This window comes from Geobacter sp. (genome assembly GCF_030834625.1).
Classification (GTDB): domain Bacteria; phylum Desulfobacterota; class Desulfuromonadia; order Geobacterales; family Geobacteraceae; genus Geobacter.
The window spans coordinates 46,918-63,355 of the sequence record NZ_JAUQXO010000069.1 but is presented as its reverse complement, the minus strand read 5'-3'; the positions used below and the strand labels follow the sequence as shown (position 1 = coordinate 63,355).

Annotated in this window: 21 protein-coding genes; 9 read left to right on the top strand and 12 right to left on the bottom strand. The window is 62.7% G+C overall.

The annotated features are described in order from the left end of the window. Positions 1-163: 163 nt before the first annotated feature. Positions 164-1,240 carry a transposase gene (locus RCH91_RS16655; protein ID WP_373694407.1) on the bottom strand — a complete coding sequence of 359 codons (1,077 nt, stop codon included), beginning with the start codon at positions 1,238-1,240 and terminating at the stop codon, positions 164-166. Positions 1,241-1,466: 226 nt separating this feature from the next. On the opposite strand from RCH91_RS16655, the gene RCH91_RS16650 reads away from it, so the two are divergent. The 4 genes from RCH91_RS16650 to RCH91_RS16635 all read left to right on the top strand — a co-directional run bounded on the left by RCH91_RS16650 (position 1,467) and on the right by RCH91_RS16635 (position 5,729). Then, complete coding sequence (locus RCH91_RS16650) at positions 1,467-3,113, top strand: putative manganese-dependent inorganic diphosphatase (protein WP_306536127.1); 1,647 nt, start codon at positions 1,467-1,469, stop codon at positions 3,111-3,113. 3 nt (positions 3,114-3,116) lie between these two features. Beyond that, positions 3,117-4,934, top strand: a complete 1,818-nt coding sequence (locus RCH91_RS16645; RefSeq protein ID WP_306536126.1) for a bifunctional homocysteine S-methyltransferase/methylenetetrahydrofolate reductase — start codon at positions 3,117-3,119, stop codon at positions 4,932-4,934. Between the two features lie 33 nt (positions 4,935-4,967). Further along, positions 4,968-5,378, top strand: a complete 411-nt coding sequence (locus RCH91_RS16640) for a hypothetical protein (protein WP_306536125.1) — start codon at positions 4,968-4,970, stop codon at positions 5,376-5,378. Between the two features lie 105 nt (positions 5,379-5,483). After that, a complete protein-coding gene (locus RCH91_RS16635) occupies positions 5,484-5,729 on the top strand; it encodes a YtxH domain-containing protein (protein ID WP_306536124.1) in 246 nt (81 codons plus the stop codon). An 86-nt stretch (positions 5,730-5,815) separates the two neighbouring features. Here the strand turns inward: RCH91_RS16635 and RCH91_RS16630 are convergent, their stop codons facing one another. Next, entirely contained in the window at positions 5,816-6,109 is a 294-nt protein-coding gene (locus RCH91_RS16630; protein WP_306536123.1) for a Dabb family protein, read from the bottom strand. 235 nt (positions 6,110-6,344) lie between these two features. Here RCH91_RS16630 and RCH91_RS16625 point away from each other — a divergent pair, with 235 nt between their 5' ends. Then, on the top strand, positions 6,345-6,524 hold the full coding sequence (locus RCH91_RS16625; protein ID WP_306536121.1) for a putative signal transducing protein: 180 nt from the start codon (positions 6,345-6,347) through the stop codon (positions 6,522-6,524). Between the two features lie 57 nt (positions 6,525-6,581). Here RCH91_RS16625 and RCH91_RS16620 read toward each other — a convergent pair whose 3' ends face one another. After that, the gene (locus tag RCH91_RS16620; protein WP_306536120.1) at positions 6,582-7,238 is read right to left on the bottom strand and encodes an OmpA family protein; all 657 of its coding nucleotides are present in this window, start codon (positions 7,236-7,238) and stop codon (positions 6,582-6,584) included. Positions 7,239-7,435: 197 nt separating this feature from the next. Next, on the bottom strand, positions 7,436-7,696 hold the full coding sequence (locus tag RCH91_RS16615; RefSeq protein WP_306536119.1) for a hypothetical protein: 261 nt from the start codon (positions 7,694-7,696) through the stop codon (positions 7,436-7,438). 348 nt (positions 7,697-8,044) lie between these two features. On the opposite strand from RCH91_RS16615, the gene modA reads away from it, so the two are divergent. Genes modA through modC form a run of 3 tightly spaced genes read left to right on the top strand, consistent with a single transcriptional unit; the run spans position 8,045 to position 10,545 of the window. Next, the gene (gene modA / locus RCH91_RS16610) at positions 8,045-8,797 is read left to right on the top strand and encodes a molybdate ABC transporter substrate-binding protein (protein ID WP_306536118.1); all 753 of its coding nucleotides are present in this window, start codon (positions 8,045-8,047) and stop codon (positions 8,795-8,797) included. A 7-nt stretch (positions 8,798-8,804) separates the two neighbouring features. After that, complete coding sequence (gene modB / locus RCH91_RS16605) at positions 8,805-9,488, top strand: molybdate ABC transporter permease subunit (RefSeq protein WP_306536116.1); 684 nt, start codon at positions 8,805-8,807, stop codon at positions 9,486-9,488. Position 9,489: 1 nt separating this feature from the next. Continuing rightward, on the top strand, positions 9,490-10,545 hold the full coding sequence (gene modC / locus RCH91_RS16600) for a molybdenum ABC transporter ATP-binding protein (protein WP_306536115.1): 1,056 nt from the start codon (positions 9,490-9,492) through the stop codon (positions 10,543-10,545). Between the two features lie 15 nt (positions 10,546-10,560). Here the strand turns inward: modC and RCH91_RS16595 are convergent, their stop codons facing one another. Genes RCH91_RS16595 through RCH91_RS16560 form a run of 8 tightly spaced genes read right to left on the bottom strand, consistent with a single transcriptional unit; the run spans position 10,561 to position 15,392 of the window. After that, the gene (locus tag RCH91_RS16595) at positions 10,561-11,226 is read right to left on the bottom strand and encodes a cation transporter (protein WP_306536114.1); all 666 of its coding nucleotides are present in this window, start codon (positions 11,224-11,226) and stop codon (positions 10,561-10,563) included. 27 nt (positions 11,227-11,253) lie between these two features. Further along, positions 11,254-11,940: a cytochrome c biogenesis CcdA family protein gene (locus tag RCH91_RS16590; RefSeq protein WP_306536113.1), complete on the bottom strand. Its 687-nt coding sequence runs from the start codon at positions 11,938-11,940 to the stop codon at positions 11,254-11,256. Then, positions 11,937-12,314, bottom strand: a complete 378-nt coding sequence (locus RCH91_RS16585; RefSeq protein ID WP_306536112.1) for a co-chaperone YbbN — start codon at positions 12,312-12,314, stop codon at positions 11,937-11,939. The genes RCH91_RS16590 and RCH91_RS16585 overlap by 4 nt, the downstream gene beginning before the upstream one ends. After that, the gene (locus tag RCH91_RS16580; RefSeq protein WP_306536111.1) at positions 12,314-12,541 is read right to left on the bottom strand and encodes a thioredoxin family protein; all 228 of its coding nucleotides are present in this window, start codon (positions 12,539-12,541) and stop codon (positions 12,314-12,316) included. The genes RCH91_RS16585 and RCH91_RS16580 overlap by 1 nt, the downstream gene beginning before the upstream one ends. Before the next feature lie 23 nt (positions 12,542-12,564). After that, complete coding sequence (locus RCH91_RS16575) at positions 12,565-13,512, bottom strand: permease (RefSeq protein WP_306536110.1); 948 nt, start codon at positions 13,510-13,512, stop codon at positions 12,565-12,567. A 14-nt stretch (positions 13,513-13,526) separates the two neighbouring features. After that, entirely contained in the window at positions 13,527-14,579 is a 1,053-nt protein-coding gene (gene arsB, locus RCH91_RS16570; RefSeq protein ID WP_306536108.1) for an ACR3 family arsenite efflux transporter, read from the bottom strand. Further along, positions 14,572-14,994, bottom strand: coding sequence for an arsenate reductase ArsC (locus RCH91_RS16565; protein WP_306536107.1), 423 nt, complete (start codon positions 14,992-14,994; stop codon positions 14,572-14,574). The genes arsB and RCH91_RS16565 overlap by 8 nt, the downstream gene beginning before the upstream one ends. A 56-nt stretch (positions 14,995-15,050) precedes the next feature. After that, positions 15,051-15,392, bottom strand: coding sequence for a helix-turn-helix transcriptional regulator (locus RCH91_RS16560; protein ID WP_306536105.1), 342 nt, complete (start codon positions 15,390-15,392; stop codon positions 15,051-15,053). Between the two features lie 206 nt (positions 15,393-15,598). On the opposite strand from RCH91_RS16560, the gene RCH91_RS16555 reads away from it, so the two are divergent. Next, the gene (locus RCH91_RS16555; RefSeq protein WP_306536104.1) at positions 15,599-16,393 is read left to right on the top strand and encodes a substrate-binding domain-containing protein; all 795 of its coding nucleotides are present in this window, start codon (positions 15,599-15,601) and stop codon (positions 16,391-16,393) included. The last annotated feature ends 45 nt before the right edge of the window (positions 16,394-16,438 follow it).

Here is a 16,438-nt window from a genome sequence, read left to right as displayed (position 1 = left end):
GAGCCTCTTGCAAAAGGCTTGAAAGTTGGCGGCCAGAGGCCGCGTGCGGTGAAATTTTCACCAGTGTGCAGCATTAAGCAGAGCCTCTGATCGTTTTCATCGGCATTTATCCGGAATCCGGGCGCACCCCCCCCACGGATTCCAGTTTTTTGGTCTTTGACAATCAGCAACCAGCTACTTTGAGCAACTGATCGGCACTCAAGGCGAGGACACCGAACATCAGGTGCAGCATCACCTTGTCTGCTCCACGGACCATGACGCTACGGCCGCCGAATTCTTCTTTGAGCCGACTGTTGCATCGCTCGGCAGCGGTCCGTTCGTTATAACGAACAGCTTCATGCGGCGCCATGGGGACAACCTCTTTGCCCCGAGGGTTCTTGTCAATGATCGGCACATGCCCCAATTCTCTGCTCTGGTCCCAGATCTGTGCCGCATCGTAAGCCGCATCCATGAGATCGTAGCAGTAGGTCACCTTGCCGCTGGTCAGTTTCATCAGCGGGATGGCCGCCTGACTGTCATGCACAGACGCTGATGTCAACAAAGCGCTGATTGGAACGCCGAAGTCGTTCACGTCCAGGTGCAGTTTGAATCCGTTCCAGGTTTCCGTGTACCCCTTGGCGTTTTTCTTGATTCCACGGTCACAGACTACCGGAAGCCCGGCAATGGCTTCTTCTGCCGTTTGCCCGCGCTGCACGTCTAGGCGCTTCGGTTCTGCAGGCTCCCTGATCTCATCTTTTGCTGGCCGCCCTTTCTTTCTGGCAACCTTGACCGCTTTGATCTTCTTTGCCGGTTTCTCCCGACCGACAATGGCGGTGGCGTCCCGACTGATGTGGCCGATCAGTTCAGTGCCAAGATTCTCCTCCACCAGGAAATCATGAACAATACCACCCAAGCCCACTTCGGCATATTCGGCAAAGGCCCGGGAAAAGGTGGACTCGGAGACAACGTCGCCCCTTTTGGTAAAACCACATATCACCCGCAGGTTCGGGGTGCTGAGCAATGCATTTCTCAAGGAACTGGTGTGCTGATAGTTCAAGACCGCCTTGGCAACAAAGGCCCTGGCAATCGCTTCACGCTCTTTGATCGGTCGTCCCAACCACTGCCTGTTGGCAGTGACAGGGACGAACTTCTCAATCTGGATCAGCTCAAGGATCTTGACCAGATGCTTCTCCCGCTCGGTAAGCGGAGTTGAGAGGCATTCGTCTAGATAGGGGAACAGACTATGCTGTACTGTTCCCATCAACCATGATATTTTTTCCTTGAGCTTCATGGGTACTCCTTCTGTTATTGTTTGTCTCGCAAACCAATAATATCAGATGGTTACCCTTGAAGCTCGACTTTTATGCAACAAAATCAACTATATTCAGCTTGTCGCATGCACTTTTGCAAGAGGCTCTTTGGGTTCGATAAAGCACATTTCTATAGCACATTTTCGGCCGTTCAGGCCAGAAAAAGCAGGAGAATCAATGGATAAGCAGATTTACGTGGTCGGGCACCGCAACCCCGACACCGACTCCGTCGCCTCGGCCCTGGCCTACGCTGCCCTCAAGAACCAGCAGGGTCAGACCAACGTCACCGCCGCCATGGCCGGCGAGCCGAACCCCCAGACCCGCTACATCCTGGACCGGCTCGGGATCGAGCCGCCGGTCTACCTGGCCGACGTCCATCCCAAGGTCTGCCACGTCCTCAACCGCCAGCCGGTGACGGCCGCCGCCAACACCCCCCTGCGGGACGCCCTGGGGGTGTTCCACAAGCACGGCATCCGGGTCCTGCCGGTGGTGGACGAGGCCGGCGCCCCCCTGGGGCTCGTGTCGCTCCTCAAGCTCTCGGAGAAGTACCTGCTGGCCGGCACCGACCGCAAGCGGGGCGTTGACGCCTCGCTCCGCACCCTGGCCGCCTGTCTTGACGGTACCTTCCTCACCGGAGCCCCCACCGACGAGGTGGAGCATCTGCATCTCTTCATCGGCGCCATGCTGGAGGAGTCGTTCTCGAGCCGCATCGAGGGGTATGACCCCGCATCGCTCCTGATCATGACCGGCGACCGCCGCAGCATCCAGCAGGCGGCCATGGAGCGGGGAGTGCGGCTCCTGGTGGTGACCGGCGGCTTTCCCCTGGCCGATGACCTGCGGGAACGGGCACGGGAAAAGGGGGTGACGGTCATCTCCACCCCCCACGATACCGCCACCGCCGCCGGCCTTGCCCGACTCTCAACACCTCTCTCCCACTTTGTGGAGGCACGGTTCGAGAAGATCGGAGTGGCCGAGCCCCTGGAGCACCTGCGCCTCAAGCTCCTCCACTCGGGGGAGCCCGCGGTGATCGCCGTGGAGGAGGACGGCACCATCGCCGGGGTCGCCACCAAGTCGTCGCTCCTGGCGGAGATTCCCTACGCCCTCATCCTCGTGGACCACAACGAGCTGGCCCAGTCGGTGCCCGGGGCCGAGGCGGTGGAGATTCTTGAGGTCATCGACCACCACAAGCTGGGGAACCCCCCCACGAACCAGCCCATCACCTTCATGGCGGCGCCGGTGGGGAGCACCTGCACCGTGGTGGCCTCCCTCTACCGGGAGCGGGGGATCGAGCCCGAGCAGAAGATGGCGGCGCTCCTGCTGGCCGGGGTCCTCTCCGACACCGTCATCCTCAAATCCCCCACCACCACCCGCCGGGACTGGGAGATGGTTCAGTGGCTCGAAGAGCTGGCCGGTCTCGACCCTGTGGCCTTCGGCAAGGATATCTTCTCCGCCTGCGGCGGCTTCTCGGCCCACGGCACCCCGGAGAAGGCGGTCCGGGCCGACTTCAAGCACTTCACCGCCGGCGACACCCTCTTCGGTGTGGGACAGGTGGAGGTGGTGGGGTTTGACGAGTTCTTCGACCTGAAGGAAACCCTCCGGGAGACCCTGAAGAAGGTGAAGGAGGCGGACCGGCTCCATCTGGCCGGCCTCATGGTGACCGATATCTACAGCGAAACGACCCTCTTTCTGGCCGAAGGGAAGAACGAGCTGGCCCACGTCATGGGCTACCCCCAGGTGGAGCCCCACCTCTACGAGCTGAAGGGGGTCATGTCCCGCAAGAAGCAGATGGTGCCGCACCTGCTGAAGGTGCTGGGGAAGATCTAGGCCATGAATTTTATTGAACGTCTGAACAATGAAGTCCTCGTGGGGGACGGTGCCATCGGCACCATGCTCTACGCCAAGGGGGTCTCCCTCGACGCCAACGTGGAGCACCTGAACCTGGTGCGGCCCGAGCTGGTCCTGGAGCTTCACCGGGAGTACCTGGCCGCCGGTGCCCGGGTTATCGAGACCAACACCTTCGGCGCCAACTGGACCAAGCTCTCGGCCATCGGCCTGGAGAAGCGGGAGCGGGAAATCAACCTGCGGGGTGCCCGGCTGGCCCGGGAGGCTGCCGAGGGGAGCGACGCCTTCGTGGCCGGCTCCCTGGGGCCCCTGGTCAGGGTGAAGGGGGACGAGCGGGAGCTTTCCCCGGCCGAGACGACGGAGATCTTCCGTCGGCAGGCCCTGGCCCTGGCCGAGGGAGGGGTCGATCTCCTCATTCTGGAAACCTTCACCGATCTGGGGCAGATCCTCTGCGCCCTGGCAGCGGCCAGGGAGACGGGGCTCCCGATCGTGGCGAACATGGCGTTCCTGGAGAACGGCCGCCTTGCCGGCGGGGCCGACGTGGAACGGGCGGTGCTGGAGCTGGCCGCCGCAGGGGCGGACGTGGTTGGGGCCAACTGCGGTGCCGGCCCCCTGGAGGTGCTCGGCACCATCCGGCGCATGGCCGGCGCCACGGGGCTCCCCATCGCGGCGTACCCCAACAGCGGCTTCCCCGAGTACGTGAACGGGCGCCACGTCTACCGGACCACCCCCGACTACTTTGCCGCGCGGGCCGCCGAGATGGTGGCGGCTGGCGCGGCGCTGGTGGGGGGGTGCTGCGGCACCACGCCGGAGCACATCCGGCGCCTCGCGGAAAGGCTGGCAGGGCTGCGCCCCGGGGCCCGGAGCGAGGCGGCGCCGGCGGTGCCGGTCGAGGAACGGCGCGAGGAAGTCGCCGAAGCCGGAGGCTTCCTGGCCCGCTGGGGCAAGGAGCCGATAGTCACCGTGGAACTGGACCCCCCCAAGGGTTTGGACTGCGGAAAGATCGTGGAGGGGAGCCGGGCACTGAAGGGTGCCGGCGCCGATGCCATCAATATCGCCGAAAACCCCCTGGCCCGCATCCGGATGGGTAACATCGCCCTGGGGCATCTCATTCAGCGGGAGGTGGGGATCGAGGTCATCGTCCACGTCACTTGCCGGGACCGCAACCTCCTGGGGCTCCAGTCGGACCTCATGGGGGCGAGCCTCCTGGGCATCCGGAGCATCCTCGCCGTCACCGGCGACCCGGCCCGGATCGGGGAGCAGGCTGGGGCCACGTCGGTCTACGACCTGAACTCCTTCACCCTCATCAAGCTCCTGGCCGACCTTAACGCCGGGGTGAACGCCCTGGGGAACCCCCTTGGCCGGGGGGCGGGGTTCACCATCGGCTGCGCCTTCAACCCCAACAGCCAGCGGATGGAGGTGCAGGCGGAGCGCCTCGCCAGGAAGGTGGCCAACGGGGCCCGCTTCGTCCAGACCCAGCCCCTCTACGACCTGGCGCGCCTCGACGAGATGCTGGAGCGGACGGCCCACCTGGGGGTCCCGGTGCTGCCGGGAATCCTCCCCCTGGTGAGCGAGCGCAACTGCGAATTCCTCCACAACGAGGTGCCGGGGATCGTGATCCCCGAGGATATCCGGGCACGGATGCGGGGGAAGGAGAAGGAGGAGGGGGTCCGGGAGGGGCTCGCCATCGCCCGGGAGTTCATCGATGCAGCCCGGGACAGGGTCGGCGGCTTCTATCTCATCCCCCCCTTCGGCCGTTACGAAATCGCCGTTGAACTGGTTCGTCACATCAAGGGGAGTTGACCGGTTTTGGGCCATCACAACAGGAGGTTACCCATGCGTATCCAGCGAGCTGCATTGCTTCTTCTCCTGCTTCTTTTTCTTGCCGGCTGTCGCAACCCCTATCTGGTGGCGCAGCGGTTTGATGACAGCTACCGGGAGTACAACAGGCTGGTGCGCTGGCAGGAGCACGAAAATGCCTGCATGAGCTTTGCGGACCCCCGTATTGCCGATGAATGCTTCGCCCGGGCCAAGGCGGCGAAGGGGGCTTCCATGGCCGACTACCGGGTGAAGAGCATGGAAATGGACCCGGAGAAGGGAACGGCGACGGTGCGGGTGGAAATCGACTACTACGTCCTCCCCTCCACCCGGCTCAAGACCCTGGAGGACGTCCAGCAGTGGCGCTACGAGCAGGTCGACGGGAAGGAGCGCTGGCGCATCGCAACGCCCATTCCCGAGTTCAAGTGAGCTTCCCGGGACGATGGGGCCATCCCGGTGTTTCAATGTGGGCAATAATGTGGTAAACAGAAAGAACTACCAGACGTAACGCCAGAGACCAAAGGAGCGAACCGTATGTCAGACAGCAGAAATACTGAAACCGCGGCTATCTTTGCCTTTTTAGCCGGCGCGGCCCTTGCGGCCGGCGCCGCCCTCCTCCTCACCCCCAAACCCGGCCGCGAGGTTCGGGAGAAGCTCGGTGAGGTTACCGAGGATGCGGTCGATAAAATCCGCTCGGCAGTTCGCGAGGCAAAGTACAAGGTCGCCCCCAAGGGGAAGGACGAGACCGGCGAGATAGAAGGCGGCAGTTGCTGGATCTGATATCTGGACCTAAGTAGGGCAGAAGGACAACGCCCCGCTCCTCACGGGAGGCGGGGCGTTGTCCTTTTTGGTTCGGAAGGAAATTTTCAGGCGGATACGTAATCTGCCGCCACGGTCTGCATCGACACCGATTTCATGTGGGGGACCACCTCGCCGGCGTGGTAGGGGTGCACCTGGTAGGCCTGGAGGTCCTCCAGGGAGTCGAACTTGGTCACCAGGGCCAGGTCGGCGGAACGCTCGGACCTGATCACGTCAACCCCCACCTCCAGGTGGCGCAGTTGCGGGATTTTCCCTCTCATGCTTTCCAGCTTTTCCCTGGTTGCGGCCACATTCGCCGGGCTCGAGTCGTGAAGCTTGAATAAGACAATGTGGGTTATCATCGGTTCATTCCTCCCTTGAGTAGTTCTTCCTGACGCAGTCCCGTCGCGCAGATCATTGCCAGACAATTGAAACACAGTTCCTTCCGGATGAGCCGGATCGCTGAACGCCCTGTATCGGACTGACAGCGTGGCAACCATACCACAAGCCTCGTCCCATTTCCACCGGCAGCCATGTGGATCAGATATTTCGTGATAAAGTTGTAGCGTGAAATATGGGAACGAGGAGGTAGCTGCCATGGTGAAATTTTACGATCCGAAGGACGGGGCCGACCAAGCTCGCGTCGAAGCCATTCTCAAGGGAGGGGGGATCGAGTATTTTCTGCTTCCCGAGCCCCAGAAGGGGATCGGCCCGTGTCAGATTCACGTGGCCGAGGAGGATCTTCCCGCTGCGGAGGAACTGCTGCGGCAGGCATGAAAAACCGGCCCGCCGTTACTGACGGGCCGGTAGTGTTGTTTCGGCGAAAGCAGGCTATTACTGCTGCTGCGGAACGATGGTGATCTCAACCCGGCGGTTCAAGCTGCGGCCGGCTTCAGTGGTGTTGTCGGCAACGGGCTTGCTCTCGCCGAAGCCGACGGCCGTCATGCGCGTCGGGGCGACGCCGCGGGCGGCCAGGGCGTTCTTGACCGCAGTGGCGCGCCGCTCGGATAGCTCCTGGTTGTATGCATCGCTGCCGCTGCTGTCGGTGTGGCCGGCGATGGTGATGTTCGTTGCGGGGTACTGGGTGAGGACCTGGGCCACCCGGGTGATCTCGTCATTGGCTCCCGGCTGGAGCACAGCCGAGTTGAGCGGGAAGAGAATGTCAGATTTGAAGGTAACGGCGAGAGTGTCCTGGTTCCGCTGAACGGTGGCTCCCTCCACATTTGAGACGGCCTGCCGCATGGAGGCTTCCTGCTTGTCCATGTAGTTGCCGATGGCCCCGCCGGCAAGCCCGCCGGCCAGGGCGCCCGCCGCCGCGCCGATGAGGGTCGACTCCGTATCGCGCCCGATGGCTTGGCCGAGCCCCGCACCGACCGCCGCGCCGGCACCGGTACCGATGGCGGCCCCCTTCTGGGTCTTGGTCATGGGCTGGGAGCAGCCGGTGATCGTTGCCATGGCGATGGTGAGTGCGCAGAGTGCAGTTCGTTTCATGATTCCTCCTTGGTGGATGGGGGTAGTGGTGCTCATTGATGCGGCAGTATACCACACGGGGACGGAGAGACAACCATAAGGACGAATCTGCTCCGGGATGGTCGTGCGTGGACGGCTTTGCAGAGTGGTTAACGGGGTAGGAGTAGGGCGCGCCCCTTCCCGGCAGGAAAAGAGGGGGCGCTGCGCCCTGATGCTCGCTATGCCGGGCTCTTGAGGGGAGCGGGGACGGCCTCTTCGGGCTTATGGTCCTCTTTCTCTCCGATGATGGAGGCAAAGCGGATGATCCCCGGGACAAGCTTGAGCGTGACAATGAGCGAGGCGAATCCGAGGAATCCGCCGGCAAGAAGGCCGTATCCCCCGGCTTCGGGTGCGGCCGCCTCCAGGGCGTAGGCTGCCACACTCAGGATGACGAGAAGGACGATGAGCAGGATGGCAAAACCAAATCCAAGATTTTTCATGACTGCCTCCTTTCGCTGCCGGGGACTGCATTATTAGTCAGGACCAATCATATCACCGTACATCATGTTTACAATATGCCTATTTTTTTCATGCGCCATTTATTTTTAGTTGGCTAAATGCCGCTTAATTGGGCAGATGTGTGCGCGGTCTGTTCAGAAGAGACGACCGCAGGGGAAATGATTGTGGAAGGGATGCTCTAAAAGTTAACTTGAATCGCATGGTTGCGACGGTGTCCCGATCAGGAATGGAACCTGCTAGGCAGGGGATATTCCGTAACGGTTTACATGTGGCGATGTCACGGTGTATGAAGGTGGGGGCAGCATGGTTCCCCGTTAAAAGGATGAGATATGAAATCCATAACTTCCCTGTGTGCCATGACGGTTCTTGGCGTGCTTCTCTTTGCCCTCCCTGCCCTGGCCGGTGAGCTTATGCTTGCGGTAGCCGCCAGCCTCAGGGAGGTCATGAACGACCTGACGGCGGAGTACGGGCGGAAAAAACCCGGTGTCACCTTCCGGATCAATTACGGTGGCTCGGGAGTCCTGGCCAGGCAGATCGAGCAGGGTGCCCCGGCCGATCTTTTCATCGCCGCCAACCGGGAGTGGGCCGGCTACCTGAAAGAGCGGGCTCTTCTGGATGCCGCAACCCTCGGCACCTTTGCCTGCAACTCCCTGGTCTTTGCCGGTACGACGAAGCAGCAGGTGGCGGGGATCAGGGATCTGGCGCGGCTCAAGAAGATTGCCATCGGAAGCCCCCGGAGCGTCCCGGCGGGGGAGTATGCCATGGAGGTTTTCCGGAAGGCGGGCGTCGAGAAGGAGCTTACCGGCCGGCTCGTCATGGCCAGGGACGTGCGGGAGGCGATGAAGTACGCCGAACTGGGCGAGGTGGACGGCGCCTTTGTCTACCGGACCGATGCGCTCCTTCTGGGGAAGCAGGCGCGCATCCTTTTCACCGTTCCCGAGGGACTCCACGACCGGGTGACCTACCCCATGGCCCTCACCGTGGCGGGGGCGAAGAAGAAGGATGCCCGGGAGTTTCTTCGTTTTCTCCAGTCGGCTGAGGCGAAAGGCGTCCTTGCACGATATGGCTTTGAGGTGAAATAATCCGCACATGCTCTCCTTCTCCCCCCTCGACATAGACGCCATCCTGCTCTCGGCCAAGGTCGCCGTGGCGGCTACCCTCGTCGCGCTTCCCTTCGGCGTCGCCGTCGCTTACGTGATGAGCTACCGCTCCTTCCGGGGGAAGACGGTCGTGGAGGTGCTCCTCAACTTGCCACTCACGCTTCCGCCGGTGGTGATTGGCTACCTGCTCCTTCTTCTGCTCGGGAAGAAGGGGTGGATCGGCGGAATGCTCGACGCGGCGGGGATCAGGATCGTCTTCACCTGGTACGCGGCGGTCATCGCCTCGGCCGTGGTGGGGTTTCCGCTCCTGGTCCGCTCCATCAGGATCGCCATGGAGTCCATCGACGAACGACTCATTCAGGCATCGCGCACCCTGGGGGCACGATGGAGCGATACCCTTGCCACCGTCATCCTGCCGCTTTCACTGCGGGGGATCGTGGCCGGCTCGTCTCTCATGTTCGGCCGCAGCCTCGGGGAGTTCGGCGCCACCATCATCATCGCCGGGAACATCCCCGGCGTCACCCAGACCATCCCCCTTGCCGTCTACGATTACGTCAGCTCCCCCGGCGGCGAGGAGGCGGCGCTTACCCTCTGCCTCGTCTCCGCGGGGCTCTCGCTTCTGGTCCTCTTTTTTCACGAATACCTGGCGCGCCGCATGACGAGGAGGGACTAAGATGGAGCTGCGGGTGAGGGGGACCAAGTCCTTCGGGGAGTTCCGCCTGGAGGCCGACTTCACCGTCGAGGGGAAACGGATCGGCATCTTCGGTGAGTCGGGGAGCGGCAAGTCGACGCTGGTGAACATGCTGGCGGGGCTCGAACGCCCCGATGCCGGCGAGATTCTGCTGGACGGCGAGCCCCTGTTTTCCGCCGACCGCCGGATCAACGCGCCGCCGGAGCGGCGGCGGGTGGCCCTGGTCTTCCAGCATCCCCACCTCTTCCCCCACCTTTCGGTCCGGGGGAACCTCCTCTACGGCTGGAAGCGGTGCGCCGTGGCGAACCGGCAGGTGGGGCTCGACGACATCGTTGACGTGTTGAAGATCGGCCACCTCCTGGACCGGGGGGTGACCAACCTCTCCGGCGGTGAGAAGCAGCGGGTGGCCCTTGGCCGCGCGCTCCTCTCCAACCCCCAGCTCCTCCTCATGGACGAGCCCCTCTCGGCTCTGGACGACACCCTCCGCTTCCAGATCATCCCGTACCTGCGGGGTGCCTGCGAGGCCCTCGCCATTCCGTACCTCTTCATCTCCCACTCACTGGTGGAGATGCGGCTCATGGCCGACCGGGTCATCGTTTTCAGCCAGGGATGCCAGGTGGCGGACACCACGCCGGACGCCCTGGCCCGCAGCCGCATGGAGGTCAATCCCGTGGGGTACATCAATCTCCTGCGGCTCGCCGATCCCCGCGACCATGACGGCCTCACCTCCTACGCCTGGGGGGGGAACCGGCTGTTCCTCACCGCCCCGCCGGGGGAGGGAGAACTCCTCTTCGAGCTTTCGTCAAAGGATATGATCCTCTTCAAGAAGCACCCCGAGGCGATCAGCGCCCGGAATCTCTTTCATTGCACGGTAACCGGCACCTTCGAGGCGGGACGAAAAGCGGGGGTGGAGCTGGAGTGCGGCACCGGGCGGCTGGTGGCCGAGGTGGCCGCCGAGGCGGCCCGGGAGTTGGAGTTGACGGTGGGGAGCGAGGTGTTCGCCGCGGTGAAGGCATCGGCTTTCCGGCGGCTGGGGTAGGGGCGGCGTCGGTTACTATTCCTTCGCAGCGCCGCAGGAGCAGGAACAGGAGCATGCCATGCCGTCTGCCTTGCCGAAGGCCTCACGCCCCTCCCGGAAGGAGAGCCATGCAATGGCCAGGGAGCCGAGGGAATCCAGGTAGCCGATGCCGGTCAGCTCGTAGCCTGCGCTTGATGCCAGGAGCGCCACCGACAGAAGGAGGCAGGCCCGGCTGCAGGCGGCGTCGGCCAGAATGGCCGGGGAGTTCAGGGCCTTCCCCACCCGCGTCTTGTGGTGGAGGAGAAGCCACATGAATGAGATGGATACCAGAGACACCACGATCCCCCAGACGGTGGTTTCCGGGCGGTGGCCGCTGTAGATGCTGAGCCCCGCCGTCACCACGAGCCCCGCCGCCAGAAGGTAAAACGCCCCCCCCGTGATCCGCAGCGCCCGCCGCTCGAAGGAGTCCCGCCGCTCCTCTTCTCCCCGCTGGAGCCGCCGCACCATGTGCCAGATCCCCACCCCCGAGATAACCTCCACGAAGGAGTCGAGCCCGAAGCCGAAGAGTGAGAGGGTCTCGTCCGCCGCGCCAAAGCCCACCGACACCACCCCCTCCACGATGTTGTAGATGATGGTGATGAGGGCCAGGAGGGCGGCTTTCCGATACAGTTCCTGGAGTCGAAGGAATTTGTCGCAGAGCATGCTTAATAGGTCTCCTTGAGTTTATTGTTAAAACGCCCGCCAGATGAACCATCCCCCGGCCAGGGCGATGATGAGGCCGCTCAGCCGCTTTCCCCAGAGGGAAACGCTGGCCATTCCTCGCGAGGCGGCGAAGGCCTCCACAAAACCGGTGAATGTGCCGGCCGCGAGCATGAGGAGGCAGTGACCCAGGGCGTAGGTGAAGAGGAGGAGCGTTCCGTACAGGATGGTCCCTTTCAGGGCAGCGAAGGAAAGGATGACGACGAGGACCGGCGTGGCGCAGGGTGATGAGGCGACCCCGAAGAAGAGTCCCAGGAGGAGAGCCCCCGCGAGCCCGCCCCGCTTCGGCCTGAATTGCGGCAGCGCCGGCAGCTGCAGCTCATAGAGCCCCAGCATCTGCAGCCCCATGGCCAGCGCCACGACGCCGACGGCCACGTACCACCACCCACCCACGGTGCCGAACATGGTGCCCAACAGGGCCGCCGCCGCGCCGAAGATGGTGAAGGTGAGCGACAGCCCGATGATGAAGGCAAGGGAGTAGAGAAACGCCTTCTTCCGGTTCCCCTCCGCATACCCCCCCACGAACCCGACCACGAGCGGGATGGTGGCCAGGACGCAGGGGGAGGCCGACGAGAGTATCCCTCCCAGAAAGACTGCGCCGAATGCCAGAAGCGGTTCTGCCGCGATAACCTGCTCGATGTTGTCGAGAAGGCTCATCGCACCCCCAGGGCGCTCAGTTCCTTGACGATATCGGCCTTGTCCATGAAGCCCATGTGCCGCTTCACTTCCTTTCCCCGGGCATCGAAGAAGATCTGGGTCGGGATCAGCTGCACCCGGAACCGCTTCGCGGCAGTCTTGTTTTCATGGACGTCGATGAACAGAATGCCGGCTTTGCCGCGGTATTGCGTTACCAGTGATTCGAGGATTGGCGCCATCTTCTTGCAGGGGATGCAGGACCTGGCCCCCAGGTCGATCACCGCGGGTTTGCCGGCTGCAAGGGTCTGGTTGATGGCGGCATCACTGGCAGAAGGGAGTTCCGCCCGGGAGACGGTTGCGGTGAGCACAAGGAATAGCGCGGCAAGAAAGCGCATCACAGCATTCCCCTGATCTCTTCCGGCGAGGCCACTTTGCCGGAGAACTTGACCACCCCGTCAACCACCAGCGCCGGTGTCGACAGTACCCCGTACTTCATGATCTTCGGGATTTCCTCGACCTTGACGACTTCCGCCTCCTTGCCGCTCATCTCGACGGCCTTGATCGTGTTTTCGTAGAGGGTCTTGCATTTGGCGCATCCGGCGCCGAGCACTTCGATCTTCATTGTCGTCTCTCCTTTCCTGTTGGCTACAGAATCGCGTTGAACAGATATCCCACAATGACGATGGCCGTTGCAACCGTGCCGAAAAAGACCGCCAGGAGCCGATTCTTGAGGACGTTCTTCAGGATGATGGCCTCCGGCAGCGACAGGGCCGTCACCGCCATCATGAAGGCGAGCACGGTCCCCATGGCCATTCCCTTGGCGGTCAGGGCCTGGACGATGGGGATCACCCCGGCGGCGTTGCTGTAGAGGGGCACCCCCAGGGCCACGGCCACCGGCACCGCAAAGGGGTTGTCGCGGCCTGCCCACCGGGCCAGGAAGTCCTGGGGGACGCAGCCGTGGATGAAGCCGCCGATGCCGATGCCGATCACCACGTAGGGCCAGATCTTCTTCAGGAGCCCGATGGTGTACTCCCGGGCGTAGCCGAACCGCTCCGGCCAGCTCTGCTTGGCTATCTCTGCATTCCCCACCTGCATCTCCCAGACATAGTCCTGTACGTACTTCTCCATCTTCAGCCGGCCGATGACTATGCCGGCCACGATGGCCACCAGGAGCCCCGTACCGATGTAAATGAGGGCGATCTTCCACCCAAACATCCCCCAGAGCATGATGAGGGCCACCTCGTTCACCATGGGGGAGGAGATGAGGAACGAGAAGGTGACACCCAAGGGAACCCCCGACTCCACGAACCCGATGAAGAGGGGGACCGCCGAGCAGGAACAGAAGGGGGTGACGATCCCCAGGAGCGCTGCCATGACGTTCCCCACGTACTCCCGTTCGTGGGAGAGGATGCGCTTGGTCCGCTCCGGCGGAAACCAGGAGCGGATGATGGCCACGGCGTAGATGATGACCGCCAGGAGGAAGAATATCTTGAGGGTGTCGTAGACGAAGAAATTGAGGGCCTCCCCCAGGTGGGTCCCGGGGGCGAGGCCGAAGAGGTCGAACACCAGGTAGTCGGCGAGCGGCTTGAACACGAAACGCTCTCCTCTCAGGCAACGGTCCGGAACCAGCGCCGCTGGAACCAGAACGCCACGTTCACCAGCGCGATCATCACCGGCACCTCCACCAACGGGCCGATGACCGCGGCGAAGGCCGCCCCCGAGTTGAGGCCAAAGACCGCCACCGCCACGGCGATGGCCAACTCGAAGTTGTTGCTGGCCGCCGTGAAGGCCAGGGTGGTGGTCTTCGAGTAGTCGGCCCCGAGCCGTTTCCCCATCCAGAAGGAGATCAGGAACATCACCACAAAGTAGATGAGGAGCGGAATGGCGATCCGCACCACGTCAAAGGGGAGCTGGACGATGAGATTACCCTTGAGGCTGAACATGACCACTATGGTGAAGAGGAGCGCGATGAGGGTGAGGGGGCCGATCCGCGCCACCACCTCCCGGTGGTAACGTTCCACTCCCATGGTTTTCACGCCGATGAGCCGCGTCAGGGCTCCAGCGATGCACGGAATCCCCAGATAGATGAAGACGCTCTCGGCGATCTGGCCGATGCTCACCTCAACGAGGCTGCCGGAAAGGCCGAAGAGTGGCGGCAGCACCGTGATAAAGAACCAGGCGTAGACGCTGTAGAAGAGCACCTGGAAGATGCTGTTGAAGGCCACGAGGCCGGCGGCGTACTCGGTGTTCCCCTTGGCCAGCTCGTTCCAGACGATGACCATGGCGATGCAGCGGGCAAGGCCGATCATGATGAGCCCAACCATGTACTCGGGCTTGTCGGGAAGGAAGGCGATGGCCAGGACGAACATGAGCACCGGTCCGATGAGCCAGTTCTGGGCCAGGGACAGCCCCAGGATCTTTTTGTTGCGGAAGACCTCGGGCATCTCCTCGTACTTCACCTTGGCGAAGGGGGGGTACATCATGAGGATGAGGCCGGCGGCGATGGGGATGTTGGTGGTCCCCACCTGGAAGCGGTTGATGAACTGCTCCACGCCGGGGACGAAGTAGCCGAGGCCGACGCCAAGGGCCATGGCGGCGAAGATCCAGAGGGTCAGCCAGCGGTCGAGGAAGGAGAGGTTGCGGGATACGTGTTCACTCATGGCCGACTCCTGTCAGGTGGGCAGTCAGTATTTTCCGCATTTCGTCCCGCACCCGGCGGAACTCGGCCATGATCTCCTCCTCGGTGCCCGTGGCCCGGGAAGGGTCGTCGAACCCCAGGTGCTCGCGCCGGACCCCGCCGACGAAGAGGGGACACTTTTCGTCGGCGTCGCCGCAGAGGGTGACGATCCGGTCAAAGGTCTGGCCCTCGAACTTGGCGAGGTTCTTGGAGCGGTGGCCGGAAATGTCGATCCCCAGCTCGGCCATGGCCCTTATCGCCCGCGGGTTGACGACGGTTGCCTCCGTGCCGGCGGAGCTGGCCTCCCACCGGTCGCCGAGGAAGTGGTTCACGAGCCCCTCGGCCATCTGGGAGCGGTTGGCGTTGTGGGTGCAGAGGAAGAGGACGCGCTGTTTCATGGTATCTCCTGCGTGGTGTATATGCGGATAGGCGGATGAATCTGTGCAAAAAAAAATCAGGCGCAGCGATTCCCCTGGCCGAAGCCGTTGAGCCGCTGGCGGTCGGCGCTGGCGACCGGTTCCGTGGCAAGGTGTTGTGCCAGGATAGCCTGAAGTTCCCGGCGCAGGGGAGAGTCCGTTGCGACCAGGGAGTAATAGACCCAGACCCCTTCCCGGCGGTCGTCCACCCAGCCGGCGTTCTTGAGCTGGGCCAGGTGCCGCGACACCGTAGACTGGGGGAGTTCCAGGGCCGCCATGAGATCGCAGACGCAGAGCTTCTCCTCCGCCAGGAGGAGCGCCAGGATACGGAGGCGGGTTTCGTCGGCAAGGGATTTGAAAAGGCGCGTCGCTTGTTTCATGGGGAAAACATATCCGGATAAGCGGATGCAGTCAAGGGACAATGTTGGGGCCGTTCCGGCACATGTATTGCTGATAAGCCGAATGCACCGAGATTACAGAAAAAATTCTCAAGTTGAACCGAATCTGTCCGATACCATCAATAGTCGGCAGTGACACGGCCGTTACCGGCCGGATTCGACAATACACCCGAGGGAGGATGGAAATTATGGGGAAGAACACTTACGGAAAAATGTGTCTGAAGATCGCGGCGGTTTTCGGTGCTGTTGCGCTGCTCGGAGCGGCGCCCTGCATGGCTGAAACCGTGAAGCTCCACGGCTCCACCACGGTCCAGAAGCGGATCATGGAGCCGGGCAAAGATGCCCTCAAGAAGGCCACCGGCATTGACCTGGAGCTGGTGGGCAACGGCACCGGCAACGGCCTGGAGGACCTGGTGAACGGCAAGTGCGATGCCTCCATGGCATCCGAGGAACTGGCCGACGCCGTCGACAGCATGAAGAAGGCCACGGGGAAGGATGCGCCGGCAAGCCTGAAGCCCAACGTCATCACCAGCGACGTGATCAAGGTGATTATCCATCCCTCCAACCCGGTGGCCAAGCTCTCCAAGGAGCAGCTGAAGGGGCTCCACACCGGCGCGGTGGAAAACTGGAAAGACGCGGGAGGCGCGGACTCGCCGGTCATCGTGGTGACCTCGCATCTCGGCTCCGCCACCCGGAAGGTCTTCCAGAAGGTGATCATGGACAACGAGAAGTACGTTGACGGCGCCATCGAGGTGAAGACCACCCGGGAGGAGATCGACAACGTGGGGCAGCTTCCCGAAGCCATCGGCGCGGTCAGCATGGGCTTCATCAACCTCCCCGGCAACAAGGAGAAGGTGAAGATCGTGGAGACCCAGGAGATCAGCCGGCCCCTCATGCTGATCACCAACGGCGAGCCGTCCCCCAAGGTGAAGAAGGTGCTCGATTTCTTCACCGGGGAAGGGAAGAAGTACATCAAGGATTAGACGCAGACCGTAGGGGCAATTCATGAATTGCCCCTACATCCATGC

Bases quoted from the DNA above. Each gene is read 5' to 3' on its own strand.
- RCH91_RS16565 (WP_306536107.1), bottom strand. From the start codon at position 14,994: ATGAAACAGCGCGTCCTCTTCCTCTGCACCCACAACGCCAACCGCTCC.
- RCH91_RS16620 (WP_306536120.1), bottom strand. From the start codon at position 7,238: ATGAAACGAACTGCACTCTGCGCACTCACCATCGCCATGGCAACGATC.
- RCH91_RS16630 (WP_306536123.1), bottom strand. From the start codon at position 6,109: ATGATAACCCACATTGTCTTATTCAAGCTTCACGACTCGAGCCCGGCG.
- RCH91_RS16555 (WP_306536104.1), top strand. From the start codon at position 15,599: ATGGGGAAGAACACTTACGGAAAAATGTGTCTGAAGATCGCGGCGGTT.
- RCH91_RS16560 (WP_306536105.1), bottom strand. From the start codon at position 15,392: ATGAAACAAGCGACGCGCCTTTTCAAATCCCTTGCCGACGAAACCCGC.
- RCH91_RS16590 (WP_306536113.1), bottom strand. From the start codon at position 11,940: ATGAGCCTTCTCGACAACATCGAGCAGGTTATCGCGGCAGAACCGCTT.
- RCH91_RS16645 (WP_306536126.1), top strand. From the start codon at position 3,117: ATGAATTTTATTGAACGTCTGAACAATGAAGTCCTCGTGGGGGACGGT.
- RCH91_RS16585 (WP_306536112.1), bottom strand. From the start codon at position 12,314: ATGCGCTTTCTTGCCGCGCTATTCCTTGTGCTCACCGCAACCGTCTCC.
- RCH91_RS16625 (WP_306536121.1), top strand. From the start codon at position 6,345: ATGGTGAAATTTTACGATCCGAAGGACGGGGCCGACCAAGCTCGCGTC.
- RCH91_RS16640 (WP_306536125.1), top strand. From the start codon at position 4,968: ATGCGTATCCAGCGAGCTGCATTGCTTCTTCTCCTGCTTCTTTTTCTT.
- RCH91_RS16580 (WP_306536111.1), bottom strand. From the start codon at position 12,541: ATGAAGATCGAAGTGCTCGGCGCCGGATGCGCCAAATGCAAGACCCTC.
- modB (WP_306536116.1), top strand. From the start codon at position 8,805: ATGCTCTCCTTCTCCCCCCTCGACATAGACGCCATCCTGCTCTCGGCC.
- modA (WP_306536118.1), top strand. From the start codon at position 8,045: ATGAAATCCATAACTTCCCTGTGTGCCATGACGGTTCTTGGCGTGCTT.
- RCH91_RS16615 (WP_306536119.1), bottom strand. From the start codon at position 7,696: ATGAAAAATCTTGGATTTGGTTTTGCCATCCTGCTCATCGTCCTTCTC.
- RCH91_RS16655 (WP_373694407.1), bottom strand. From the start codon at position 1,240: ATGGGAACAGTACAGCATAGTCTGTTCCCCTATCTAGACGAATGCCTC.
- RCH91_RS16595 (WP_306536114.1), bottom strand. From the start codon at position 11,226: ATGCTCTGCGACAAATTCCTTCGACTCCAGGAACTGTATCGGAAAGCC.
- RCH91_RS16635 (WP_306536124.1), top strand. From the start codon at position 5,484: ATGTCAGACAGCAGAAATACTGAAACCGCGGCTATCTTTGCCTTTTTA.
- modC (WP_306536115.1), top strand. From the start codon at position 9,490: ATGGAGCTGCGGGTGAGGGGGACCAAGTCCTTCGGGGAGTTCCGCCTG.
- RCH91_RS16650 (WP_306536127.1), top strand. From the start codon at position 1,467: ATGGATAAGCAGATTTACGTGGTCGGGCACCGCAACCCCGACACCGAC.
- arsB (WP_306536108.1), bottom strand. From the start codon at position 14,579: ATGAGTGAACACGTATCCCGCAACCTCTCCTTCCTCGACCGCTGGCTG.